Source organism: Roseococcus sp. GW821-FHT12F05 (assembly GCF_058806835.1).
The window spans coordinates 92764-116384 of record NZ_JBXAQB010000003.1 but is presented as its reverse complement, the minus strand read 5'-3'; the positions used below and the strand labels follow the sequence as shown (position 1 = coordinate 116384).

Annotated in this window: 19 protein-coding genes; 8 read left to right on the top strand and 11 right to left on the bottom strand. The window is 70.5% G+C overall.

The window, feature by feature from the left end; genetic code table 11:
* Nucleotides 1-10: 10 nt before the first annotated feature.
* The 4 genes from AC1ROY_RS08985 to AC1ROY_RS08970 are packed head-to-tail and all read right to left on the bottom strand — an operon-like array spanning nucleotide 11 to nucleotide 5767.
* Complete coding sequence (locus AC1ROY_RS08985; RefSeq protein WP_493148457.1) at nucleotides 11-811, bottom strand: ABC transporter permease; 801 nt, start codon at nucleotides 809-811, stop codon at nucleotides 11-13.
* Nucleotides 812-813: 2 nt separating this feature from the next.
* Nucleotides 814-1740 (bottom strand): ABC transporter permease, encoded by a 927-nt coding sequence (locus AC1ROY_RS08980; RefSeq protein ID WP_493148456.1) that lies wholly within the window; start codon nucleotides 1738-1740, stop codon nucleotides 814-816.
* Nucleotides 1737-3758 (bottom strand): hydantoinase/oxoprolinase family protein, encoded by a 2022-nt coding sequence (locus AC1ROY_RS08975; protein ID WP_493148455.1) that lies wholly within the window; start codon nucleotides 3756-3758, stop codon nucleotides 1737-1739. Before AC1ROY_RS08975 ends, AC1ROY_RS08980 begins: the two co-directional genes overlap by 4 nt.
* The gene (locus tag AC1ROY_RS08970; RefSeq protein ID WP_493148454.1) at nucleotides 3755-5767 is read right to left on the bottom strand and encodes a hydantoinase B/oxoprolinase family protein; all 2013 of its coding nucleotides are present in this window, start codon (nucleotides 5765-5767) and stop codon (nucleotides 3755-3757) included. Before AC1ROY_RS08970 ends, AC1ROY_RS08975 begins: the two co-directional genes overlap by 4 nt.
* A gap of 320 nt (nucleotides 5768-6087) precedes the next feature.
* Here AC1ROY_RS08970 and AC1ROY_RS08965 point away from each other — a divergent pair, with 320 nt between their 5' ends.
* Nucleotides 6088-7527 (top strand): aminotransferase-like domain-containing protein, encoded by a 1440-nt coding sequence (locus AC1ROY_RS08965; RefSeq protein ID WP_493148453.1) that lies wholly within the window; start codon nucleotides 6088-6090, stop codon nucleotides 7525-7527.
* A gap of 46 nt (nucleotides 7528-7573) precedes the next feature.
* Here the strand turns inward: AC1ROY_RS08965 and AC1ROY_RS08960 are convergent, their stop codons facing one another.
* The 6 genes from AC1ROY_RS08960 to AC1ROY_RS08935 are packed head-to-tail and all read right to left on the bottom strand — an operon-like array spanning nucleotide 7574 to nucleotide 12717.
* On the bottom strand, nucleotides 7574-8857 hold the full coding sequence (locus AC1ROY_RS08960) for an aspartate aminotransferase family protein (protein ID WP_493148452.1): 1284 nt from the start codon (nucleotides 8855-8857) through the stop codon (nucleotides 7574-7576).
* A gap of 28 nt (nucleotides 8858-8885) precedes the next feature.
* On the bottom strand, nucleotides 8886-9779 hold the full coding sequence (gene ilvE / locus AC1ROY_RS08955; RefSeq protein ID WP_493148451.1) for a branched-chain-amino-acid transaminase: 894 nt from the start codon (nucleotides 9777-9779) through the stop codon (nucleotides 8886-8888).
* A 13-nt stretch (nucleotides 9780-9792) separates the two neighbouring features.
* Nucleotides 9793-10527, bottom strand: coding sequence for an amino acid ABC transporter permease (locus AC1ROY_RS08950; RefSeq protein ID WP_493148450.1), 735 nt, complete (start codon nucleotides 10525-10527; stop codon nucleotides 9793-9795).
* 1 nt (nucleotide 10528) lies between these two features.
* Nucleotides 10529-11161: an amino acid ABC transporter permease gene (locus tag AC1ROY_RS08945; protein ID WP_493148449.1), complete on the bottom strand. Its 633-nt coding sequence runs from the start codon at nucleotides 11159-11161 to the stop codon at nucleotides 10529-10531.
* 25 nt (nucleotides 11162-11186) lie between these two features.
* Entirely contained in the window at nucleotides 11187-12026 is an 840-nt protein-coding gene (locus tag AC1ROY_RS08940; RefSeq protein WP_493148448.1) for a substrate-binding periplasmic protein, read from the bottom strand.
* A 19-nt stretch (nucleotides 12027-12045) separates the two neighbouring features.
* The gene (locus AC1ROY_RS08935) at nucleotides 12046-12717 is read right to left on the bottom strand and encodes an amino acid ABC transporter ATP-binding protein (protein ID WP_493149014.1); all 672 of its coding nucleotides are present in this window, start codon (nucleotides 12715-12717) and stop codon (nucleotides 12046-12048) included.
* Nucleotides 12718-13233: 516 nt separating this feature from the next.
* Between AC1ROY_RS08935 and AC1ROY_RS08930 the strand changes: the two genes are divergently transcribed.
* From AC1ROY_RS08930 to AC1ROY_RS08915, 4 genes are all read left to right on the top strand, one after another.
* Nucleotides 13234-14847, top strand: a complete 1614-nt coding sequence (locus AC1ROY_RS08930; protein WP_493148447.1) for an ABC transporter substrate-binding protein — start codon at nucleotides 13234-13236, stop codon at nucleotides 14845-14847.
* A gap of 154 nt (nucleotides 14848-15001) precedes the next feature.
* Nucleotides 15002-15892, top strand: coding sequence for a TauD/TfdA dioxygenase family protein (locus AC1ROY_RS08925; RefSeq protein WP_493148446.1), 891 nt, complete (start codon nucleotides 15002-15004; stop codon nucleotides 15890-15892).
* 17 nt (nucleotides 15893-15909) lie between these two features.
* Entirely contained in the window at nucleotides 15910-17409 is a 1500-nt protein-coding gene (locus tag AC1ROY_RS08920; RefSeq protein WP_493148445.1) for an amidohydrolase family protein, read from the top strand.
* Complete coding sequence (locus tag AC1ROY_RS08915) at nucleotides 17406-18590, top strand: CaiB/BaiF CoA transferase family protein (protein WP_493148444.1); 1185 nt, start codon at nucleotides 17406-17408, stop codon at nucleotides 18588-18590. Before AC1ROY_RS08920 ends, AC1ROY_RS08915 begins: the two co-directional genes overlap by 4 nt.
* Before the next feature lie 104 nt (nucleotides 18591-18694).
* Here the strand turns inward: AC1ROY_RS08915 and AC1ROY_RS08910 are convergent, their stop codons facing one another.
* Nucleotides 18695-19570, bottom strand: coding sequence for an NAD(P)-dependent oxidoreductase (locus tag AC1ROY_RS08910; protein ID WP_493148443.1), 876 nt, complete (start codon nucleotides 19568-19570; stop codon nucleotides 18695-18697).
* A gap of 107 nt (nucleotides 19571-19677) precedes the next feature.
* On the opposite strand from AC1ROY_RS08910, the gene hutC reads away from it, so the two are divergent.
* The 3 genes from hutC (at nucleotide 19678) to AC1ROY_RS08895 (ending at nucleotide 23612) form a co-directional block, all read left to right on the top strand.
* Nucleotides 19678-20484, top strand: coding sequence for a histidine utilization transcriptional repressor HutC (hutC, locus tag AC1ROY_RS08905; RefSeq protein ID WP_493148442.1), 807 nt, complete (start codon nucleotides 19678-19680; stop codon nucleotides 20482-20484).
* A 136-nt stretch (nucleotides 20485-20620) separates the two neighbouring features.
* Nucleotides 20621-21451 carry an SDR family oxidoreductase gene (locus tag AC1ROY_RS08900; protein ID WP_493148441.1) on the top strand — a complete coding sequence of 277 codons (831 nt, stop codon included), beginning with the start codon at nucleotides 20621-20623 and terminating at the stop codon, nucleotides 21449-21451.
* 4 nt (nucleotides 21452-21455) lie between these two features.
* Nucleotides 21456-23612: an acetate--CoA ligase family protein gene (locus tag AC1ROY_RS08895; protein WP_493148440.1), complete on the top strand. Its 2157-nt coding sequence runs from the start codon at nucleotides 21456-21458 to the stop codon at nucleotides 23610-23612.
* The last annotated feature ends 9 nt before the right edge of the window (nucleotides 23613-23621 follow it).

Below are 23621 nucleotides of genomic sequence, written 5' to 3'. Positions count from 1 at the left end.
GTGATGGGATTCATCCCTGGCCGGCCCGCGCCGTGGCCAGGAAGCCGAGCAGCGAGACGAGCACCGAGATCAGCATGATCACGACGCCGACCGCCGGCAGGAAGGGCGCCATCTGGTCCGACAGCAGGGACCACAGATGCACCGGCACCGTGCGCTCGCCGCCGATCACGAAGAGCGTCCGGATGAACTCGTCGAAGGAGAGGGTGAAGGCGAACATCGCCGTCGCCACCACGCCCGGCCGGATGATGGGCAGCACCACCCGGCGGAAGACGGTCAACGGCGGCGCGCCCAGGTCCATCGCCGCCTCCTCGAGGCTGCGGTCGAAGCCGTGCACGCGCGGGAAGAGCGTGAGGAAGGCGAAGGGCAGCACCCAGGTGATGTGCACCGGCAGCACCGTGGTCCAGAGCCCGGTCTCGATGCCGCCATAGCCGAAGAACATCAGGTAGATGATGCCGCCGACGATGCCCGGCACCAGGATCGGCACCAGGATCAGCTTCATCAGCAGCGCCTTGAGCGGGAAGGAGCGGCGGAAGCCGAGCGCCAGCATCACCGCCAGCGCCGTGGCGATCGTGGCGCTCACCACGCCGAGGGCGACGCTGTTGCCGATGGCGCGCAGCAGCTCCGGCGAGGCCGCGACCTGGCGGTACCACTTCCAGGTGAAGCCCTGGAAATCGGCCGTCATCGTCGGCGCATCGTTCACCGACAGCATCACCAGCAGCAGGATGGGCAAATAGAGGAAGGCGTAGAAAGCCGCGGCATAGAGGCCCAGGAGGATCCGGCCCGGGCGGCCGAGGCGGGAGGCCTGCGCCATGGTCAGCGCCCCACGAAGACGTCGCTCAGCCGCACCCAGCGGCCGAAGACGAGCAGGATGAGGAAGACGACCGAGATCAGCACCACCGAAAGCGCGGCGCCGAGCGTCCAGTTGTTGGTGTTGGTGTACTGCACCGCGATGATGTTGCCGAACATCATGCCGGAGGTGCCGCCCAGCAGCTGCGGCGTGACATAGGCGCCGCTGGCCAGCAGGAAGACCATGACGCAGCCGGAGAGGACGCCGGGCATGCTGAGCGGCAGCACCACGCGCAGGAAGGTCCGCGCCGGCCCCGCGCCGAGATCGGCCGCCGCCTCCAGCAGCGAGCGGTCGAGCCGGTCCAGCGACAGGTAGATCGGCAGCGTCATGAACAGCGTGTAGACGTAGACCAGCCCGAGATGCGTCGCGCCCTCGTTGTAGAGCAGCCAGTCCAGCGGCTGGTCGATGACGCCGAGGCGCATCAGCACGAGGTTCACCAGCCCCTGGCGCCCCAGCATGGGCAGCCAGACGAAGGTGCGGACCACGTAGCTGGACCAGAAGGGCAGGAAGAGCAGGATCACCATCGCGGTCTTGCGGCGCCCCTGGAGCGAGGCGAGCAGCCAGGCGATCGGGTAGGACAGCAGCAGCGAGATCAGCGTGACGGTGACGGAGATCCGCAGCGTCTGCAGCAGGATCAGCGCATAGACCGGCTCCTCCACCAGGGCTCGGTAGTTGTCGAGAGTGAGGTCCGTGGTGAGGCCGAAGATGGAGGAGGTCCAGAAGGACATCTGCACCAGCAGCAGCAGCGGCGCCACGCCGAAGAGCAGCAGCCACAGCGCGCCCGGCAGGACCAGCCAGAGCCCGCCCTGCCCCGCGCGCCGCGGCCTCGTCGCCGCCGGCAGGGCGGCCGGGACCAGGGGCTCCGCGCCCACGGCCTCCGAGGCCGCCGTCACGGCAGGCGCTCGCAGATCAGGCTGCCGGCGGGATGCACCACCGCGCGCCAGCCGGGCGGCATGATCGTGGTGCCGCCGGCCTCCTCCAGCACGGCCGGGCCGCGCACCTCCTCGCCCACCGCGAGGCGCGTGCGGCGCAGGAAGGGCGTATCCACATAGCCCGTGCCGAACCAGACGGGCGCGATCTCGATGAGCGCGGGGCCGCCCTCCTCCGGCGCGTAGTCGAGCGGCGGCGGCATGACGCGGACCGTGGCGGAGAGGCGGAAGTTGACGATCTCGGCGTCGTTCCGGCGGTCGACATAACCGAAATTCGCCTCGTGCGCCGCGTCGAAATCCGCCTTCAGCCGGGCCGGATCCATCGCGAGCGCGGGCACCGGCACCGGGAGGGTGAAGGACTGCCCGGCGTAGCGGAGGTCCGCGGTGAAGCGCAGCTCAGCCTCCGAGGCATCCACGCCCTCGGCGGCGAAGAGCTGGGAGGTGCGCGCCTTCAGCTCCTCCAGGCAGGCGGCGGCGGCCGCGGCGTCGAACGCTTGTAGGCGGCAGATCCAGGGCCGCACCGCGTCGTGCCGCCGGTCCGCGAGCAGCTGGCCCAGCGCCGAGAGATGGCCCGGCAGGCGCGGCACCACCACGCGGTCGATCTGCAATTCCTCGGCGACGAGGAAGACGTGCATCGGGCCCGCGCCGCCGAAGCCGAGCAGGGCGAAATCCTGCGGGTCATGGCCGCGATGCACCGTGACCTCGCGCACCGCGCCAGCCATCTTCGCGACCACCAGCCGCAGCACGCCGTCCGCCAGCGGCTCCAGCGCCTCGCTTCCGGCCAGCGCGGCGAAGGCCTCGCGCGCCTTGGCGCGGTCCACCATCAGCCCGCCGGCCAGCGGCCGCCGGTCGTTGAGCCGGCCGAGCACGCAGTTCGCGTCGGAGACGGTGGGCAGCGTGCCGCCGCGGCCGTAGCAGGCGGGCCCCGGCAAAGCGCCGGCGCTCTTCGGCCCGACCTCGATGGTGCCGTCCGCCTCGCGCCAAGCGATGGAGCCGCCGCCGGCACCGATCGTGTGGATGTCGAGCTGCGGGACCTGGAGCGGATAGGCGTCCAGCAGGTTGGCGTAGGAGATGCGCGGCAGCTCGTTCTCGATCAGCGCAACGTCGGTGGAGGTGCCGCCCATGTCGAAGGTGATGAAGCTCGTGACCTCCGCCGCGCGCGCCACGCGCAGCGCGCCGATCACGCCGCCGACCGGCCCGGAGAGGAAGGTCCGCACGGGGTAACGCCGCGCGACCGGCAGGCCCATGGCGCCGCCGTTGGAGCCCATGATGTTGACCGGCGCGGTGATGCCGTGGCTGGCCAGCGCCTCGGTCAGCGTCTCGATGTAGCGACCGACGACGGGCGAGAGGGCCGCGTTGGCGACCGTGGTGGAGATGCGCTCGAACTCGCCGAGCTCGCGCACCACGTCGGCCGAGCGGGAGATCGGAATGTTGCCCAGCAGTTCCTTGAGCCGCCCGGCCGCCTCGTCCTCGTGGCGCGCCGAGGCATGTGCGTTGAGGAAGCCCACCGCCACCGCCTCGACGCCCGAGCGGCGCATGGTCTCGGCGGCGGTGCCGACCTCCTCCAGCGGCAGGGGCGTCACGACCGTGCCGTCGGCGGCGACGCGCTCGGCCACCTCCAGCCGCAGGTCGCGCGAGACCAGCGGCTTGGGTCGCTGGAAGCGGGTGTCGAAGAGGCCGCCGATCAGCCGGCGCGTGCGGCCCACCTCGATGGCGTCGCGGAATCCCTCCGTGGTGAGCAGGCCGACCTTGGCCACCTTGCGCTCCAGCAGCGCGTTGGTGGCGATGGTGGTGCCGTGGACGAAGCCGGCGATGGCGTCGAGCTCGATGCCCAGCGCCTGCAAGGCCTCCAGCACGCCGATCCACTGCTTGCCGGGCAGCGAGGGCACCTTGGCCGAGCGCAGCTCGCCGGTCCCGAGGTCGAAGCTCAGCACGTCGGTGAAGGTGCCGCCGACGTCGATGCCGATGAGATGCCGGCTCATGCCGCAAGCTCCAGCCCGCGCAGCAGCAGCCGGTCGCCGGGCGCGGCCTGCAGCAGGGGAAAGCCGTCCACACCCATGGCCGCCATGCGGTCGTCCGGCAGCGCCGGGTCGATCCGCGTCCAGAAGCGCACGGCCGAGCCGCGCGCCGGCACCAGCTCCACCAGCCCACCCGCCCCGGCGCCAAGCGCCTCGCTCAAGGCCGGCGGCAGGTAGAGCAGCCGTCGCGTGCCCGCGTGGCCGGGCTGGTTGGTCGCCACCACCGTCACCAGATGGCGGCCGCGCGCGAGCTCTGCGCGGCGGGCGGCGGTCGCCGCCTCGTCCACGGCGCCGTCGCGCAGCACCACGCCGTAGTCGCGCGCTGCCGCCGCCTCCGTCACGTAGCCCTGGCGGACGTCGTCCAGCACGCGCCCGGCGTCGCGCCGGAGCGGATCGCCATAGCCTCCGCCTCCGCCAGAGCGGATCTGCACCACGTCGTCGCGCTCCAGCGGGAAGCCCGAGACCTTGCCCGGGATCGGCGAGGGCGCGAGGCTCGCCTCGCCGCGCAGCACGGCGAAGCCGTTGGGCTGCGCGGCCTGCCCGCCCTCCACGCCATAGGGCGGGATGACGTTGCGCTCCGACACCACGGAGAGGCTGCCCGTCTCGTTCAGCAGCTCGATCTCGCGCAGCAGACCGCAGCCGCCGCGGAACTCGCCCGGGCCGCCGGTGTCCGGCCGGATGGCGGAGCGCTTCACGCGCAGCGGGAACATCGCCTCGATGACCTCGGCGGCGTGGATGGAGTTGAAGTCGCCCTCGGTGAAGGCGCGCACGACGTTGTTGCCGTCGAAGCCCCGCCCCGCGCCCGTTCCGCCCGCCGGCCATTCGTAGAGGATGAAGGGCGAGCGCGCCCCCGGCCGGCGCCCGGCAATGTGGGTGTGGTTCGCGGCGCCCTTGAGCTCGCCCAGCGTCAGCTCCGGCACCGCCTGGCCGAGCGCGGACAGCATCACGCCGTCGAGGCCGTACTTCACCTCCACCATGCCGCCGCAGGGCGCGGGCAGCCGCGCGTTGATGAAGCTGCCCTCGGGCGCGATCACGCGGATCGGCCGGAAGGCGCCGGAGGAGATCATGCCGCGCGGATCGAGGAAGGCCTTCACGATGGTGAAGACCCCGTTCGGCGCCATCGAGGGCCCGACATTGGTGGGCCCCATGGTCTGCGGCGAGGTGCCGGTGAAGTCCGCGACCATCTCGCCGCCGGCGATGGTGAGCGCCAGCGCGATGCGCAGCGGCTCGGCCACGTGGCCGTTGCTCTCCAGATAGCCCTCGGCGCGGTAGGTGCCCTCCGGCAGGGTGGCCAGCCGCGCGCGCATGCGCGCCTCGGCGCGGTCCATCAGCTCGGCCATGGCGTCCAGCAGGCCGGTGGCGCCCCAGCGGCGGACCAGCCGCAGCACATGGGCCTCCGCCTTGCGGCAGACGCCGAGCATGCAGTCGAAGTCGCCGCGCCGCTCCTCCTCCACCCGCATGTTCGCGAACATCAGGTCGAGGAAGGGCTGGTTCAGCTCGCCGTTCGCGCCGATGCGCGTCGGCGGGATGCGGATGCCCTCCTGGTAGATCTCGTTGACGCGGCCGGAGAGGCTGCCCGGCGTCATGCCGCCGACGTCGTTCCAATGCGCGCGCACGGCGGCGAAGAGGATCAGCCGCTCTTCGGCGAAGACCGGCCAGAGCATCAGGATGTCGTTGAGGTGGGTGCCGCCGGTATAGGGGTCGTTGTGCAGGAAGATGTCGCCCGGGCGGATGTCGCCGGCGTAGCGGCGCAGCACCTCCTCGGTCGAGACCGGCACGGCGAAGATGTGCAGGGGGTGATCGTCGAGGCCCTGGGTCACCAGCTCGCCGGTGGCGGACATCAGGGCGCAGGAGAAGTCGTGGCCCTCGTAGATGATCGAGGAGTAGGAGGCGCGGATCATGTTGGCCCGCATCTCGTTGACCACGGCGGTCAACGCCTCGCGGACCAGTTCCAGCTGGAGGAGCTCGGACATCGCGGTTACGCCCTCGTTGTGCGGGAGGTCAGGGAGATGCGCCGCAGCGCACCCGCTGAACCCGCCGAGGCGCTGGCCGGGAAGGGGAATCGTGGCAAGTGACCCAGGCTCCTGGCAAAGGCTGGAGCCGCATAGCTGGCGTTAGAACAGCGGCTGGAAACGCCGCTTATCGTTCTAGATCAAAAAGCTAGAATTGGAGCGGTCGCGGCGCAAGCCTTTTTCACAGGACGGGAGATTTTCCGCTGGGCGGGAGGTTTTGCTGGCGTCGGGAGCGTGGATCGTCCTAGGACAAATCTGGCATATTCAAGCGTAACAAGGCGATGAACCCCTCATCAAGCGATATCGATAGCGGCGATGCGAGCGCCCGGATGCTCGCCGGGCTGACGCCCATCCCGGGTGGCGAGCGCGTGAAGTATCCCCAGGTCATCGCCGCGCTGGAGCGGCTGGCGCGCACCGGCGCCGCGGCCGGCCAGCGCCTGCCGCCCCATCGCCTGCTGGCCACGCGGCTCGGCATCACCATCGCCACCCTGACGCGGGCGATCGGCGAGCTCACGCGGCGCGGCGTGCTGGTGACGCGCATCGGCTCAGGGACCTTCGTGGCGCCGCAGCCCACCATCCTCCCCACCGCGCCGCCTACGGGCGGCTTGGTCGACCTGCGCCTGTGCATGCCCCCGCTGGGCCCGGTCCAGGAGATCCTGGGCCGGACGCTGTCGGGGCTCGCAGGCGTGCCGGAGGTGTTCGGCTACGAGCCGCTCGGCGGCGATGCCGAATCCCGCGCGGCCGGCGCCGCCTGGCTGCGCCTCCGCGGGCTGGAGGTTCCCGCCGAGGCCGTGCAGGTGGTCGGCGGCGCGCATGAAGGCATGCTCGCCGCGCTGAAGGCCGTGACCCGCCCCGGCGACCGCGTGCTGTGCGAGGCGCTGCACTACACGGGTCTGCGCCGCCTCGCGACGCTGCTCCAGATCGAGCTGATCGGCGTGCCCATCACCGCCGAGGGCCTCGACACGGAGGCCTTCGCGCGGCTGTGCCGCACCATGGCGCCGCGCGCGGCCGTGCTGACGCCCGTGATGCAAAACCCGACCACAGCCACCCTGGGGCTCGAGGCGCGGCAGTTCGTCATCGCCGCAGCGCGCGCGGCGGATGCGATCCTGATCGAGGACGACATCAACGGCCATCTGAGCGGCGACACGCTGCCGCCTCTGGCCCGGCTGGCGCCCGACCGCGTCATCCTCGCGACGAGCCTCTCCAAGAGCATCGCGCCGGGGCTGCGCCTCGGCTACGTGGTGGCGCCGGCGCCCCTGCGCGAGGCGGTGCAGACCGCGCTCTACACGCTGGGCTGGACCTGCGGCGCGCTGCACGGGGCGATGGCGAAGCGGCTGATCGCCAGCGGCGATGCCGAGGCCTGCGTGATGGCGCAGCGGGCGGAGGCGCTGGAGCGCATGCGGCTCGCACAGACCTATCTGGGCCCGGCCCTGGCGCTCGGCCAACCCGGCGGCCAATCGGGCGGCGCGCCCAGCCGGCCGCTCTACCATGGCTGGCTGACCCTGCCGCCCGGGCGCCGCGCCGGCGAGTTCACCGCCGAGCTGCTGACGCGCCAGGTGCTCGTCGCGCCCGCCTACGAGTTCATGCAGGACGACACGCAGCCCCCCGAGACGGTGCGGCTCAGCCTGGGCCGGGAGGCGACCTCGCTGCTCGTGACCGCGCTGGAGCGCATCGCGGCAGTGCTGGAGCAGCGGGCGCCGGCCCCCAGCGCCGTCGTATGAAGAAGGGCCGGAAGGGCGGCACCCGCCGCCCCCGGCCCCATGGCGCTCAGAGGAGCTTCGCCGCCTCCTGGAAGGCCGCGATCGTGTCCTTCACGTCGCGCTCGTCATGCGCGAGCGAAATGTACATCTTGTTGTCGCTCTTGAAGACGCCGCGCTGGCGGACGAGCTGGTTGAAGCGGCGGCTCTTCGCCTTGTCCACGTCCAGCGTGCCGCGATGCTCGGTGATGGAGCTGCGCGTGGTGAAGAAGGCGTCGAACATCACGGGAACGCCGAGCATGAGGACCTGGTGGCCGGCATCCTTCAGTGCCGCCTCCATGCCGGCCCAGAGAGCGCGACCGGTGGCGAAGACCTTCTCGTAGCTGCCGGGGCGCTTCAGCACCTTCAGCGTCGCGAGCCCCGCGATGGCCGCGATGGGATTGCCCGAGAGCGTGCCGATCTGCGGCGTGAACGCCTCGGCGCCGACCTTGGCCGCATCGAAATGCGCCATGATCTCCGCCTTGCCCGCGACCGCGGAGAGCGGAAAGCCGCCCCCGACGATCTTGCCCATGGTGCAGATGTCCGGCGTCACGCCGAAATATTCCTGCCCGCCGCCATAGGCGAGGCGGAAGCCGGTCACGACCTCGTCGAAGATCAGGGGGATGCCGTATTCGGCGGTGATGGCGCGCAGCCCCTCCAGGAAGCCCGGCACCGGCGGGATCAGGCGCTGCATCGGCTCCACGATCACCCCGGCCAGCTCGTCCTTGTGCGCGTGGATCAGCTCCTGCGCGGCGGCGAGGTCGTTATAGGTCGAGATCAGCATCTCGCCCTTCACGCTCTCGGGGATGCCGGCGGAATCGAAGGCGGCGTCGGGCGAGTTGCCCGGCCGCGGCGCCCACATGCTGAGCAGGCTGTAATCGCTCATGCCGTGGTAGCCGCCCTCGAACTTGAGGATCTTGCTGCGCTTGCGGTAGGCGCGCGCGAGCCGCATCGCATAGGCGTCGGCCTCGGTGCCGGTGCAGGCGAAGCGGACCTGCTCGGCGGCGGGCATCGCCTCGACGATCTCGGCCGCCAGTGCGATGCCGTGCTCGTTGTTCGCGAAGAAGGTGGAGCCGCGGCCCACCTGCTCGACGACGGCGGCGTTCACCTCGGGATGCGCGTGGCCGATGAACATCGGGCCGGAGCCCAGCAGGAAGTCCACATACTCGTTGCCGCTGACGTCCCAGACGCGGCCGCCCTTGCCTTCGCGCAGCACCGTCTCCGTCGCGATATTGCCGAAGCCGCCGGCGGGCATGACCCGCTTCGCGGTCTCGACCATCGCCTGCTCTTCCGAGCTTGCCGTCATCACGTTCATTTCAGCGTCTCCGTTCAGTTGTTGAAGATCAATTGTTGAAGATCGGGGCGCTGTCGCGCAGGCTGGACATGCGCTCGCGCAAGGCGGCGTGCAGGCGGCCGACCATCGGCCCGACCTCCCCTCCCCCGACGCTGCGCCCGCCGACATCCACGATGGGCACGAGCTCGGCCATCGAGGCGCTCTCGAAGACCTCGTCGGCGGTGACGAGGTCGTAGACGGTCATGGGCCGCTCGCGGGAGGGGATGCCCATCTCGCCGCAGAGCTCCATCACCGTGGCGCGCGTGATGCCTTCGAGGATGTTGCCGGTGGGCGGCGTCTCCACCGTGCCCTGCCGCACGGCGAAGACGTTGCTGCCGTAGCCCTCGGCCACATAGCCCTGCAGGTCGAGCATGATGGCCGTGTCGGCGCCGGCGCGGCGCGCCTCCAGGAAGGCCATGATGTTGTTGATGTAGTTGCAGGTCTTCGCGCGGGAATCGAGGCAGTCCGGCGGGATGCGCCGCTGCGAGGCGACATGCGCGCGCTCGCCCTTGGCGAAGATGTGATTGCGGTCCTCGACCTTCTCGTGCTGCGCCACGATGACCACGTTGCCCGGCCCGAGCTTCTCGGTGTGCCGCACGCCGATCGGGCCCACGCCGCGCGAGACGATGGGGCGCAGATACCCGTCCCGCAACCCGTTGCGGCGCCCGGTCTCCAGCACGGCATCGATCATCGCCGCCTTGCCGATGGGGATCTCGAAGCCGAGGTAGTGCGCGGAGCGGTAGAGGCGGTCGATATGCTCCTTCAGCTTGAAGACGCCGCCGTTCACGGCCTGCAGCCCTTCGAACACGCCGTCGCCATAGACGAAGCTGCGGTCGAAGACCGAGACCTTCGCCTCGTTCTGCGGGCAGAACTCGCCGTTGATGTAGACCCAGTCGCCAATCACTTTCGTTTCCTCCTCAGCTCGTCAGCGCGTAACGCGGCTCGATCCGGCGGACGAGCCAGGATAAGGCGTAGCAGCCGACGAAGTACCCGGCCGCCAGGGTGATGTAGAGCGCGCCCGGCGCGAAATCGCGGTTGTTCACGATGATGACGGCGCGGAAGAAGTCGATGATCCCCACGACGTAGACCAGCGAGGTCGTCTTCAGCATCATGATGAAGTGCGAGATCAGCGCGGGCAGCATGTTGCGCCCGGCCTGGGGCAGGACGATGCGCGTCATGTTCTGCCAGGGCGTGAGCCCCGTCGCGTAGCCGCTCTCCCATTGGGTGCGCGGGATGGACAGGATGCCCGCGCGCACGACCTCCGCGAGATAGGCGGCGGCGATCATCGACAGCGAGATCACCGCGGCCGACCAGCCCGGGACGGAGGCTCCGGTGATCGCGGGCCAGGTGTAGAAGACCCAGAAGATCACCATGAGCTGCGGGATGGCGCGCAGGAGCTCGATGTAGCCGATGGCCAGGTGCCGCAGCCCCGGCGGCGCGAAGAGCCGCAGGATCGCGAGCATCACGCCCGCCGCGAGCCCGATCGACACCGAGATGAGGGTGAGCAGAAGCGTCGCGCCGACGCCTCGCAGCAGGAAGGGCCCGGAGCGCCAGACGACCTCCCATCCCGCGTCGCGCACCCACCAGATGCCGGCGAGGACCAGCACCACCATCGACAGGCGCCAGACCAGGAGTTTTCGGGCCTCGCTCATCTCAATGCAGCCTCAGCCGGCGCTCGAGCAGCGCCATGCCGCCGGCGATGGCGAGCGCCATCACGAGATACATCATCGTCACCGTCGTCGCGGCCTCGAAGCCCCGGAAGGTCTCGCTCTCGATGGCCTGGGTCTGGAAAGTCAGCTCCTCCACGCCGATCAGCATGGCGGTGGAGGAGTTCTTCACCACCTCGATGAACTGCGAGGTCATCGGCGGCGCCACGATGCGCAGCGCCTGCGGCAGCAGGATATGGCGGTAGATCTGCCAGGGACCGTGCCCGCAGGCATAGGCCGCCTCGGACTGCTCGCGCGGCACGGCGCGCAGCCCGGCCGCCACGAGGTCCGCGATATAGGCGCTCTGATGCGTGACGAGCCCGATGATGGCCGCCGGCATCGCCTCCAGCCCCACGACGAAGTAGAGGAAGAAGAGCTTCACCACGACCGGCAGGTTGCGCAGCACCTCGACATAGGTCGCGACGAACTTGCGGAGGAAAAAGCTCGGTAGCGCGCCGAGGCAGCCCATCACGACGCCGACGATGAGGCTGCCGATGATCGACAGCACCGACAGCTCCAGCGTGAAGACGAGGCCGTTCCACAGGACCTCGCGGTAGCGCCAGATCACCTCCCAGTGCATGCTGCCCCCTGCCCATGGCGCAGCATCAGGCGCCGATGCCCGGCTGGAGGCGGTATTCGGACCACATCTTGAAGACGGGCGGCGCGCCGAAATGCCGCGCGAACATCGCCTGGTACTCGCCGCGGTGCCACATCTCCTGCATCGTGATGTCGAGGAAGTTGCGCCACTTGGAATCGTTCTCGCGGATGCCGATCGCCCAGGGGTCGTTGTAGAAGGGCGTGCCCACCTCCAGCAGCTGCGGCCGCAGCGCGACGTAGGATTGCGCGGAGAAGGTGTTGGTCGCCACCGCATCGGCGCGGCCGCTCAGCAGCGCCGTGATCGCGTCCGGATACTCCTGGAAGAAGACGAACTGCGCGGTCGGCACCGCCGACTTCACGTAGTCGACGAGCAGGCTCCCCTGCGTCGTCGCGATGCGGCGCGGCGGCCCGTAGTCGGCCACGTTGCCGCTCGTGCCCTTCTTCACGATCAGCACGCAGCTGTCCCAGACATAGGGGGTGCTGAAGTCGACGACCTCCTCGCGCTGCACGGTGGGCGTGGTGGGGCCGATATCGGCGTCGATGCCGTTGTTCTGCAGCAGCGCGAAGCGGTTGCGCGACGTGACCTGCACGTATTCGACGCGCACCCCGAGCTTGTCGGCGAAGGCCTTGGCGAGATCGGGCCCGAAGCCCGTCGGGCGGCCGGCCGTGTCGAGCGAGCCCACGGGCGGGAAGTCGTAGCGCACGCCGGCGAGGAACGTGCCGCGCGCCTTGATCCGGTCGATCGTGCCCTGTGGCGCGGTCTGCGCCTGGGCGGCGGAGGCGGCCACGAAAGGGGTCGCGAGCATGGCGGAAAGCCGGCTCAGGCCACGACGCGTCGAAGAGGTCATGATCGGTCTCCTTCTGGGTTCAGTGATGCAGGATCTTGTCGAGGAAGCGCTGTGCGCGGTCGGTCGCGGGCGACTGGAAGAAGGCGTCGGTCGCGCTGTCCTCCACCACCTCGCCCTGGTCCATGAAGATGATCCGCTGCGCGACCTCGCGGGCGAAGCCCATCTCGTGGGTGACGATGACCATGGTCATGCCGCTCGCCGCCAGGTCGCGCATGACGTCGAGCACCTCGTGGATCATCTCGGGGTCGAGGGCGGAGGTCGGCTCGTCGAAGAGCATGATCTTCGGGTCCATCACCAGCGCGCGGGCGATGGCGACGCGCTGCTGCTGGCCGCCGGAGAGCTCGGCGGGATAGGCGTCCACCTTGTCCGCGAGGCCCACGCGCGTGAGCATCCGGATCGCGCGCTCCCTCGCCGCCGATGTCGTGGTGCCGCGCACCAGCCGCGGCGCCAGCGTGACGTTCTGCAGCACCGACATGTGCGGGTAGAGGCTGAAGCGCTGGAAGACCATGCCGATCTCCGCGCGGAAGCCGGAGGAGCGCAGCGTGCGGTCGTTGAGCTCCTGGCCCAGGACCTCGATGCGGCCTTCCTGCACGCGCTCGAGCCCGTTGATGCAGCGAAGCAGCGTGCTCTTGCCCGATCCGCTCGGGCCGCAGACCACCACGACGTGACCCATGCCGAAGGTCAGGTCGATGCCCTTCAGGACCTGCGAGGTCCCGAACCATTTGCTGACGCCGCGGAACCGGATGGGCGAATCTGGCAGAGCAGCGGACTCCCGACATGACGGAACCGCATGGAACTGGCGTCGCGGGCCCTGGCCCGTTCAAGTGTTCTAGGTTGATTGGGAGCTTAGGTGACGAAGGGCCCAGGCGCAAGGCCGCTCTTGGACGAAACCTCTCCGGTGCCTGTGACGCAGAGCTCTAATCGATATAGGACAATTCACGAGGATACAGCCCGAAGGAGCTGCCTTCTCGGGGCGAAGATCGATCAGCGTAACGCAGGACGAATTTCGCGCCGCGCCCACCCACCCGGATGTTCGAGGACGTCGAAAGTCCAATAATTGTTCAAATGCCCGCATCGATCTGAGGCGCTGCCCGATTCACGATCAATCACGTCCCGGATGCACGAATTATGCCCTGGCTGCGCGTCAAGGCGGCTGTATATACATGTGGTCGCCAGCTCGCCTGCTAGGCCATCCCATGGAGGCACGATGCTCGGATTTCCCTCTCGGCGCAGTCTCACCCTCGGCCTCGGCCTGCTGCTCGGCACCTTCGCCGCCGCACAGTCCGCGGCGGCGGAGAGCGTCCTGCGCGTCGCCGGCACCTTCCGCGAGATCCCGCTGACCACCGGCAATCCCGACCAGGGCGCCGAGGGCATGTTCGCGGTCGGCTACAATCTGTACGACGCGCTGATCAACTGGGACCTCAGCCAGTCGGACCGGCCGGCAACCCTCACGCCGGGCCTCGCGACCGAGTGGAGCGTCGACCCCCAGGACAGCCGGCGCTGGGTCTTCCGCCTGCGCGAGGGCGTCCGGTTCCATGACGGCTCCCGCTTCGACGCGGATGCCGTGATCTGGAACTTCGAGAAGCTGCGCAACGAGCGCGCGCCCCAGTACGACCCGAAGCAGGCCGCCCAGGCGCGGGTGCGTATCCCGTCCGTCGCCAGCGTCGCCAGGATCGACGCGAACACGATCGAGGTCAGGACCGCCGAGCCCGACGCCTTCCTGCCCTATCAGATCGCCTGGATCCTGTTCTCCTCCCCCGCGAACTGGGAGGCGCAGGGCCGCGACTGGGACAAGGTGGCGCTGAGCCCCTCCGGCACCGGGCCCTGGCGCGCGGCCCGCGTCGCGCCGCGGGAGCGGCTCGAGATGGTGCGCAATCCCGACTACTGGAACCGTGACCGGGTGCCGCGCATCGACCGGCTGGTGATGCTGCCCGTGCCCGATGCGGCGACGCGCACGGCCGCGCTGCGGTCGAACCAGGTGGACTGGATCGAGGCGCCGGCGCCCGACGCGATCCCCTCGCTCCGGGCGGCGGGGTTCCGCCTGTCGACCAACCTCTACCCGCATGTCTGGATCTATCACCTGAACGTCGCCGAGGGCTCGCCCTGGGCCGACCAGCGGGTCCGGCGCGCGGCCAATCTCGCCATCGACCGCGAGCAGCTCGTGCAGATGCTGAGCGGCGTGGCGCAGCCGGCCGCGGGGCTCGTCCCCTCCAACAGCCCCTGGTTCGGCCGGCCCGAATTCCGCGTGACCTACGATCCCGCGGCGGCGCGCGCGCTGCTGGCGGAGGCGGGCTACAGCCGCCAGCGCCCTGTCCGCGCCAAGGTCCTCTTCGCGGTCAACGGCTCCGGCCAGATGCAGCCCGTGCCGATGAACGAGTTCATCCAGCAGAACCTGCGCGACGTCGGGATCGAGGTGGAGTTCGAGACGGTCGACTGGGGCGCGCTGCTGACGCGGTGGCGCGGCGCCCCCACGGCCGAGGCCCAGCGCGGCGTCTACGCCATCCAGATGAACCTGATCCTGCAGGATCCCTTCAACGCCGGCATCCGCTACGCCGACACGCGGCTGGTTCCGCCGCGGGGCGGCAACTTCTCGAATTTCGGCGACGCGGCGCTGGACGCGCTGATCGACCGCGCCCGCGCGACCTTCGACCCGCAGGAGCAGAACCGGCTGCTGGGCGAGATCCACGCACGGATCGTGGAAGGGGCGCCCTTCCTGTTCGTCGTGCACGACCTGAACCCGCGGGTGCTGTCGCCGCGCGTGCGGAATTTCACGCAGGCGCAGAGCTGGTTCCAGGACTTCACGCGGATCGAGATGCAGTAGGGGTGCGAGGGGGCTCTGCCCCCTCGCGCTCCCCCGCCAGGGCTTTTGGCCCTGGACCCTTTAACTGATCGAAGGTGCAGGAAACTGAGTTTCCTGCTGGGGGAGTTTGAGGGGGCAACGCCCCCTCAAGGCCTCCGAAAGAAGGGAGCACACAATGTTCGACAGCAGCGAGATCGCCACCGTCGGCGAGTACCGGCACCTCCAGCTCACGCGCGTGTCCGGCGCCCTCGGCGCCGAGGTCGACGGCGTCGATCTCTCCCAGCCGATCGCCGAGCCGGTCCTCGCGGAGATCCGGCAGGCCTTCGCGGACTACATCGTGCTCTTCTTCCGCGGGCAGCAGCTCACCCCTGAGCGGCACCTGGAGATCACCGAGCTCTTCGGCCCGGTCTTCCGCGTTCCCTTCATCGAGGGCGGCGTGCCCGGCTATCCCGATATCCTCGCCATCCGCAAGGAAGCCGACGAGCGGAAGATCATCACCTTCGGCGGCAACTGGCACTCGGACTTCAGCTTCCTCGAGCACCCGCCCCTCGGCACGGTCCTCTACGCGAAGGACGTGCCGCCCTATGGCGGCGACACGCTGTGGTCCAACGGCTACCTGGCCTACGAGACCCTGTCGGCGGGCATGAAGCGGATCGTGGACGGGCTGGGCGCCATCCATGCGGGCCGCACCTACGGCACCAACGTGCCCAAGGCGGCCGACACGACCTCGCGCTCCATGAAGATCTCGCGCGGCAACGCGGAGGCGGACATCGAGCGCGTCCATCCGGTGGCGCGCACCCATCCGGTGACGGGGCGCAAGGCGCTCTTCATCAACCCGATCTACACCTCCCGCTTCGCAGAGATGACGGAGGAGGAGAGCAAGCCGATCATCGACTTCCTCTACGCGCATGCGACGCGCCCGGAATTCACCTGCCGCTTCCGCTGGGCGCGCGGCTCCGTGGCGATCTGGGACAACCGCTGCTCCCTGCACTACGCGCTGAACGACTACGACGGCCACCGGCGCGAGATGTACCGGACCACCATGGCCGGCGAACGCCCCGTCTGATCGATAGGTCTGACCGAATGTCCCTGCTGATCGCGGGTGGGCGCGTCTTCGATCTCGAAGGCGACGTCCATCAGCCGCCCCTGCGCGACATCCTCGTGGAGGACGGCGTCATCACCGCCGTCGTCCCGCCCGACCCGTCCCTGCGGGGCGGCCCGGGGGTGGAGGTGCTGGACGCCTCCGGGCTCCTGGTCATGCCCGGCTTCGTCAACGCGCACTACCATTCCTTCGACGTGCTGGTGAAAGGCATGCTCGAGGACATGCCCTTCGACGTATGGTCGCTGCACTCCTTGCCGGCCTATCTCGGGCCGCGCAGCAGGGAGGAGCTGCGCATGCGCACGCTCGTCGGCGCGATCGACTGCCTGCGCCACGGCATCACCACCGTGCAGGACATGATGAACCTCGTGCCCATGGACGAGGAGACGCTCGACACCATCCTCGCCGCCTATGACGAGATCGGCCTGCGGGTCGTCTTCTCGACCAGCCTGCGCGATGCGCAAGCCGTCGACATCGCGCATTTCCTGCCCGCGGATCTGCCCGAGGAGGTGCGCCGCATGGTGCACAACGAACCGGGCGACGCACGCGCGCAGCTGGACTTCGTGGCGCGCCAGCTCGCCCGCGTGCGGCTGCCGCCGCGCATCAGCTGGGCGCTCAGCGCCTCGGGCCCGCAGCGCTCGACGCGGGGGCTGTTGGAGGGTCTCGGCGACCTCTCGCGGCAGCATGGCCTGCCGCTCTTCACCCATGTCTACGAGACCAAGGCGCAGGCGCTGAAGGCACGCGACATCTACGCGGAGCAGGGCGGATCGATGATCCGCTACCTCCAGGAGGTCGGGCTGCTCGGGCCGCGCACCACCATCGTGCACGGCGTCTGGCTGGCGCCCGAGGAGATGGGGATGCTCGCCGCCTCCGGCACCGGGCTGGCGCACAACCCCATCAGCAACCTCAAGCTGAAGAACGGCATCGCGCCGATGCGTCGCGTCATCGACGCCGGCGTGAACGTCGCGCTGGGCTGCGACGACTGCAGCTGCGGCGACTGCCAGAGCATCTTCCAGTCGATGAAGATGCTCTGCCTGCTGGCCGGGATCACCGATCCCAACCCCACGGGCGTCCACGCCGTGCATGCGCTGAAGGCCGCGACCTTGGGCGGGGCGAAGGCCGTGGGGCTGGAAGGGCGGATCGGCGCCGTGCGGCCGGGGATGCAGGCGGACCTGACGCTGCTCGACCTCGACGACATCGTCTACCAGCCGCTGAACAGCGCGGCGCGCCAGGTGGTGTACAGCGAGGCCGGGCGCGGCGTCCGGCACGTGCTGGTGGCCGGGGAGCCCGTGCTGAAGGACGGACGGATCACCCGCCTGGACGAGGCGGCGCTGCGTGCCGAGCTGGCCGGGCTGATGCCCCGCTTCCGCGCGGACATGGCGGAGCTCGCCCGCCGCGCCGCGCCGGCCGTGCCCTACCTGCTCGAGGCCAATGCGAAGCTGGATTCCGCCGCGCTGGGCTTCGAGCGGCAGCGGCCGATATGACTCGCCCCCTGAGCGGGGTCCGGGTGCTGGATTTCAGCCGCGTCCTGTCCGGCCCCTATTGCACGGCGCTGCTCGGGGACCTCGGCGCCGAGGTCACCAAGGTCGAGCCGCCGGGCGGTGACGACTACCGCCACATCGGCCCCTTCGTGCAGGGCGAGAGCGCGTCCTTCCTGGCGGTCAACCGGGGCAAGCGCAGCATCGCGCTCGACCTCGGCCGGCCCGGGGACCGCGCGATCGCCCTGGCCCTGGCGGACCGCGCCGACGTCGTCGTCGAGAACTTCCGGCCCGGCGTCGCAGACCGGCTCGGGATCGGCTGGGAGGCGCTGTCGGCGCGCAACCCGCGCCTGGTCTATGCCTCGATCTCCGGCTTCGGGCAGAGAGGACCCTTGGCCGCGCGTCCCGCCTATGACGTCATCCTGCAGGCGATGACCGGCATCATGTCCGTCACCGGCGAGCCGGACGGGCCGCCGGCGCTGGTGGGCGAGGCGATCGCCGACATCTCGACCGGCCTCTTCGCCTCCTGGGCGGTGCTGGCGGCGCTCGTGGAGCGCGGGCGCACAGGCCAAGGGCGGCGGATCGACATGGCGATGTTCGACGCCATGGTCGCGCTGCAGCCCATGCTGATCGCGCGCCATCTCGCGACGGGCCAGGCGCCGCGCCGCATGGGGCATCGCCATGCCTTCTCCGCGCCCTTCGGAACCTTCGAGGCCTCGGACGGGCCCTTCATGCTGGCCGTGCTGAACAACCGGCTCTTCGCGCGGCTGGCGGAGCATATCGGCGCGCCGGAGCTGGCCGCCGACCCGCGCTTCGCGCAGGACGCCGATCGCTTCGCCAACGAGGCCGCGCTGCGTGCGGCGATCGAGGGCTGGGCGCGCGGGATGACCGCGGCGGAGGCCGTCGCCTCCCTGGTCGCCGCGGGGATTCCGGCGGCAGAGGTGCAGGACATCGCGCAGGTCGCGGCCTCGCCGCAGGTGGCGGAGCGCGGCCTGCTGCAGGAGGTGGATCATCCCGTGCTCGGCCGGATCCGCGTGCCGCAGCAGCCCGCGCAATTCGTCGGCCTGTCGCGCGGCGGGGCGGCCCCGCCTCCGGCGCTGGATGGGGACCGCTCGGCGATCCTGGCCGAGCTGGAGGCGGCTGGAGTTGAGGGGCTCCGCCCCTCAAACTCCCCGGCAGGAAACTGAGTTTCCTGCACCTTCCATCCGTTTTGGGGTCCAGGGCCAAAAGCCCTGGCGGGGGGTTGGCCGCGAAGCGGAGACAACGAGGGGGCGGAGCCCTCTCGCAGACTTCAGGCGGGTAGCGGATTGCGGCGCGCGACGAGCCGCATCATCGCGGAGATGTCGAGCTCCCCGTCACCGTCCCGCTCCAGCGCCTCGAAGAGCTGGTGCACGAGGGACGCCACCGGCAGGTCGAGCTCGTGCTCCCGCGAGACGGCCATGGCCGCGCCGAGATCCTTCAGGAAGGTCCTGACATGCCCGCCCGGCGCGAAGTCGCCCGCCGTCATGCGCGCGCCGTGATGCTGCAGGACCCGGCTGTCGGCGAAGCCGCCGCGCAGGGCCTCGCGCACCTTGTCCGGATCGGCGCCGCCGGCGCGGGCCAGCGCCATCGCCTCGGCGACGGCGCCCATGGCCGCGCCGGTGATGATCTGGCTGCACAGCTTGGCCAGCTGGCCGGCGCCGGAGGGGCCGACATGCACGGGCCGGCCGAAGGCGGCGAGCGCGGGCTGGATCCGTTCGAAGGCCGCGGGCGCTCCGCCCACCATGATGGCGAGGCTCCCCTCCAGCGCGCCGACAGGGCCGCCGGAGACGGGCGCATCGAGATGCGCCACGCCCAGCCGGGCCAGCGCGCCCGCGTGCTCGCGGGCGGTCTCCGGCGCCATGGAGGTGAGGTCCACGAAATCCACGCCGTGCGGCAGCGCCGACGCGAGGCCATGGGCGCCGAACAGGACCTCGCCCACGACCGGCCCGTTCTCGAGGATGCACAGCACCAGGTCGGCATCGGCGACGGCGGCGGCCGGCGTCTCCGCGGCACGGGCGCCGGCCGCGACGGCGTCGGCGGTCTTGGCGGCGCTGCGGTTCCAGACGGTCACCGTGTGGCCGGCCTTCAGAAGCCGGATCGCCATGGGGCTGCCCATCAGGCCGGTGCCGATCATCGCCAGGCGCATCTTGTCTCCTTCATCGCGGACCATGTTGTATACTGACCGGCGGCAAACCGAGGCAACGCGGACAGGCGGGCTCGCATCTCCAACTCTGCCCGCTGATAGAGAGTCCCGTGAAGACGCCATCGCCGACATCCCGCGGAGCATCCGGCAAGTCCGCCGTCCCGCCGCCCTATCAGCAGGTGAAGCAGCATGTGATGGAGCGGATCGCCGCGGGGGGATGGCGCGTCGGCGCGCAGCTGCCGGGAGAGCATCAGCTGGCCGGCCAGCTTCATGTCTCGCGGCTGACGGTGCATCGCGCCCTGCGGGAGTTGACCCAGGAAGGCGTCCTGGAGCGGCGGCACGGTCTCGGCACCTTCGTCGCGCCGGCGCAGGCCCTCGTGCCGACGGTCCGGGTCCACAACATCGCCGACGAGGTCCGTGCGGCCGGCCAGCAATTCGCAAGCCGGGTCCTGGTGCTGGAGGCGGTGCCGGCGGACGACGCGACGGCCGGCGCCATGGCGATGCGCGCCGGCGACGAGGTCTTCCGCAGCGCGATCGTCTACCTCGCGGACGGCGTCCCGGTGCAGCTGGAGGACCGCTTTGTCGCGCCGGCCTTCGCGCCGGATTTCCTGAAGCAGGACTTCGGGCACCAGAGCACGACCGACTACCTCCGGAAGATCGCGCCGCCCACGGAGGCCGAGCACGTGATCGGCGCGATGCTGCCGGATGCGCAGACGCGGCACACCCTGGCCATGACGCGGAACGAGCCGTGCCTCGTCGTGACGCGCACGACCTGGGTGGATGACGTGGTCACCACCTTCACGCGCTTCATCCACCCGGCGAGCCGGCGCCGCTTCATCTCGCGGGTGCGGGCGGGCCTGCCGGACGACGAGGTCGTCCTGCCCAGGCCTGGCGCCGTCGGCCGTCCGGCGGGCTGAAGCCGGCGCGCGCCGATACCGAACATGTATCGAGCGATACCCGATATGGATTGGCTTCCCCACCCGGCCATTGGCTAGGACAGGGAAGAAGCCATGCCTCGTCTCGAGGGTCACGGCTCGTGGAGAGGAAACGAGGATGATTCCAGGCCCGCAAGCGCCGCCCGCCGATGCACGGGCCAAGCGCCGCGTCTTCCGCGGCGATGTCCTGGCCGGGCGCGTCGCGCTCGTCACGGGAGGCAGCAGCGGGATCGGCCTCGGCATCGCCGAGGTCTTCGCCGAGCTCGGCGCCAGCCTCGTGCTGACGGGGCGCAGTCCGGAGAAGCTGGCCGAGGCGGCCGAAAGACTGGCCCCCAGCGGCGCGCGCGTCCTGACCATCGCGGCCGACGTGCGCGACTATGCCGCGACCCAGGACGTGATCGAACGAACGGTCGCGGAGCTCGGCGGCCTCGACATCCTCGTCAACAACGCCGCGGGCAACTTCAACTGCCCCTTCGAGCAGATGACGCCCAATGGCTGGCGCGCCGTCGTGGACATCGACCTCAACGGCACCTTCAACTTCTGCCACACCGCCTTCCAGGCGCTGAAGGCGTCGCCCCATGGCGGGCGCATCATCAACATCTCGCTGGCGCAGGTGGAATCCGGCTGGCCGGGCGCCGCCCATGCGGCCTCGGCCAAGGCGGGCGTCACCACCCTCACCCGCAGCCTCGCCATCGAGTGGGGTCCCTACGGCATCCGCGTGAACAACGTGCTGCCCGGCCCCATCGAGGGCACGGAGGGCCTGCGCCGCCTCTACGAGGCGCGCGGCGAGGGCGAAAAGGAGCTCAGCCGCGTGGCCCTGGGCCATTTCGGCGAGACCGACGACATCGCCATGAGCTGCGTCTTCCTCTCTTCCCCTGCGGGCGACTTCATCACCGGCTGCGACCTCGCGGTCGACGGCGGCCGCGCGCTCAAGCGCGCCTGGATCTGACGCCGTGGACAGCGCGATCCCGCAGCCCCTGCCCGTCCGCGGCCTCTACGAGGCGTCATCGCTCGCCCCGCTGCTCGACCCCCGCAGCATCGCCATCGTCGGTGCCTCGCCCCGACCCGGTTCCTTCGGCGGCAATGTCCTGGCGAATCTCGTTCGCCACTACTCCGGCCGTATTCTCCCGGTGAATCCGCAATACGACGCGATCGGCGAGCTGCCGTGCCATCGCAGCCTCGGCGAGCTGCCGCAGCGTCCCGACTGCGTGGGCATCGCCGTGCCCGGCGCGCGGGTCGAGGGCGTGCTCCGCGAGGCGGCGGCTCTCGGCATTCCCAGCGCGATCGTCTTCTCCTCGGGCTTCGCGGAGATCGGCACGCCGGAGGGCATCGCGATGCAGCAGCGCATCGCCGGCGTGGCCGCGGAGACGGGGCTGCGCGTCCTCGGCCCGAACTGCACGGGCATCGTGACGGTCCGCTCCGGGGCCGCCTGCAACATCCTGCCGAGCGTGCGCGACCTGCCGATGGTCCCGGGCGGCATCGGCCTCGTCGGGCAGAGCGGCGCGCTCGGCTATGTCGTCTTCCAGGCGATGCACCGCGGCGTGGGCTTCAGCCGCCTGATCTCGACGGGCAATTCCAGCGACGTCGACATGGCGGACCTCGTCAACTTCCTGGTCGAGGACGCGGACACCAGGGCCATCGCCTGCCTCTTCGAGAGCGTGCCCGACGGGCCGCGCCTGCTCGAGGCCTTCGACCGCGCCTTCCGCGCGGGCAAGCCGGTCGTCGCCTACAAGGTCGGCGTGACCGCGGCGGGTAGCCGCGCCGCGATGTCGCATTCGGGCATGCTGGCGGGGGACGCCGCGACCTATCGCGCGGTCTTCGAGCGCACCGGCGTGATCCAGGTGGAGGAGTTCGAGGGGCTGCTGGAGACGGCGGTCTTCTTCTCGCGCGCCGGGCGGCCGTCCGGCCGCGGGGTCGGCATCCTGTCCGGCTCCGGCGGCTCGGTCGTCATGGCCGCGGACAAGGCGGAACGGCACGGCATCGCCATGCCGCAGCCGGCCGCGGCGACCGTCGCGGCGCTGCGCGAGCGGCTGCCGGACTTCGCCACCATCGCCAATCCCGCCGACATCACGGCGGAATCGATCCGCGACGAGGCGATGTACGCCGAATGCGTCCGGCGCTTCGCGGCCGATCCCGGCTTCGCCAGCGTGGCGGTGCTGATGCCCTCCGCCCATGGCCAGGCCGCCGTGACGCGCGCCCACGGGATGAACGCCCTGGCCGGCGAGCTGGACCGGCCGCTGACGCTCGTCTGGATGAACGAGTGGTATGAGGGCCCCGGCGCGCATGTCTACGACGCCAGCACGACGCTCTCCGTCTTCCGCTCGCTGGACCGCTGCATGAAGGCCTATGCGCTCTGGTTCGGGCAGGCGCGGATGCGTCCGATCCTGGAGGCACGCCCGCGGGACCGGCGGCCCGATGCCGCGGCAGGTCCCGCGCGCGACCTGCTGCTGGCGCATCCTCCCAGGGCGTCGCTGACCGAGCGGGAGTCGAAGGCGCTGCTCGCGCTCTACGGCATCCCCGTCGTGGGCGAGCGCCTCTGCGCGACGCGCGAGGAGGCGATGGCGGCGGCGCGGGAAATCGGCTTTCCCGTCGTCGCCAAGGTCGAGGCGGCCGAGATCCGGCACAAGTCCGATATCGGCGGCGTGCGGCTGAACCTGCGCGACGAGGAATCGGTCGGCGAGGCCCATGACGCCATCCGGCGCGCGGTGGACGGCCAGCCGGGCGTCTCGGGCGTCGTCGTGCAGCGGATGGTGCCGCCGGGCGTCGAGATGATCGTGGGCGCGCGGCAGGATCCGCAATTCGGGCCGCTCGTGGTCTTCGGCTTCGGCGGGACGCTGGTGGAGGTGATGGGCGACGTCGCCGTGCGCCTCGCGCCGGTGACGCCGGCCGAGGTCCGGCACGCGCTGGATGGGCTACGGATGCGGCGCGTCCTCGACGGTCTGCGCGGCAACCCGCCCTGCGACGTCGACGGCTTCTGCGCCCTGGTCGCGCGGCTGTCGGAGCTGATCGCCGACCTCGCGGCCGACATCGCAGAGATCGACGTCAATCCGGTGATCCTGGGCGCGGACGGCGGCATGGCAGTGGATGCGCTCGTGGTCCGCGCGGGCTGAAGCGCCGCG

Bases quoted from the DNA above. Each gene is read 5' to 3' on its own strand.
- AC1ROY_RS08925 (WP_493148446.1), top strand. From the start codon at position 15,002: ATGTTCGACAGCAGCGAGATCGCCACCGTCGGCGAGTACCGGCACCTC.
- AC1ROY_RS08930 (WP_493148447.1), top strand. From the start codon at position 13,234: ATGCTCGGATTTCCCTCTCGGCGCAGTCTCACCCTCGGCCTCGGCCTG.
- AC1ROY_RS08910 (WP_493148443.1), bottom strand. From the start codon at position 19,570: ATGCGCCTGGCGATGATCGGCACCGGCCTGATGGGCAGCCCCATGGCG.
- AC1ROY_RS08975 (WP_493148455.1), bottom strand. From the start codon at position 3,758: ATGAGCCGGCATCTCATCGGCATCGACGTCGGCGGCACCTTCACCGAC.
- AC1ROY_RS08985 (WP_493148457.1), bottom strand. From the start codon at position 811: ATGGCGCAGGCCTCCCGCCTCGGCCGCCCGGGCCGGATCCTCCTGGGC.
- AC1ROY_RS08970 (WP_493148454.1), bottom strand. From the start codon at position 5,767: ATGTCCGAGCTCCTCCAGCTGGAACTGGTCCGCGAGGCGTTGACCGCC.
- AC1ROY_RS08950 (WP_493148450.1), bottom strand. From the start codon at position 10,527: ATGAGCGAGGCCCGAAAACTCCTGGTCTGGCGCCTGTCGATGGTGGTG.
- AC1ROY_RS08920 (WP_493148445.1), top strand. From the start codon at position 15,910: ATGTCCCTGCTGATCGCGGGTGGGCGCGTCTTCGATCTCGAAGGCGAC.
- AC1ROY_RS08945 (WP_493148449.1), bottom strand. From the start codon at position 11,161: ATGCACTGGGAGGTGATCTGGCGCTACCGCGAGGTCCTGTGGAACGGC.
- AC1ROY_RS08900 (WP_493148441.1), top strand. From the start codon at position 20,621: ATGATTCCAGGCCCGCAAGCGCCGCCCGCCGATGCACGGGCCAAGCGC.
- AC1ROY_RS08940 (WP_493148448.1), bottom strand. From the start codon at position 12,026: ATGACCTCTTCGACGCGTCGTGGCCTGAGCCGGCTTTCCGCCATGCTC.
- AC1ROY_RS08960 (WP_493148452.1), bottom strand. From the start codon at position 8,857: ATGAACGTGATGACGGCAAGCTCGGAAGAGCAGGCGATGGTCGAGACC.
- AC1ROY_RS08915 (WP_493148444.1), top strand. From the start codon at position 17,406: ATGACTCGCCCCCTGAGCGGGGTCCGGGTGCTGGATTTCAGCCGCGTC.
- AC1ROY_RS08965 (WP_493148453.1), top strand. From the start codon at position 6,088: ATGAACCCCTCATCAAGCGATATCGATAGCGGCGATGCGAGCGCCCGG.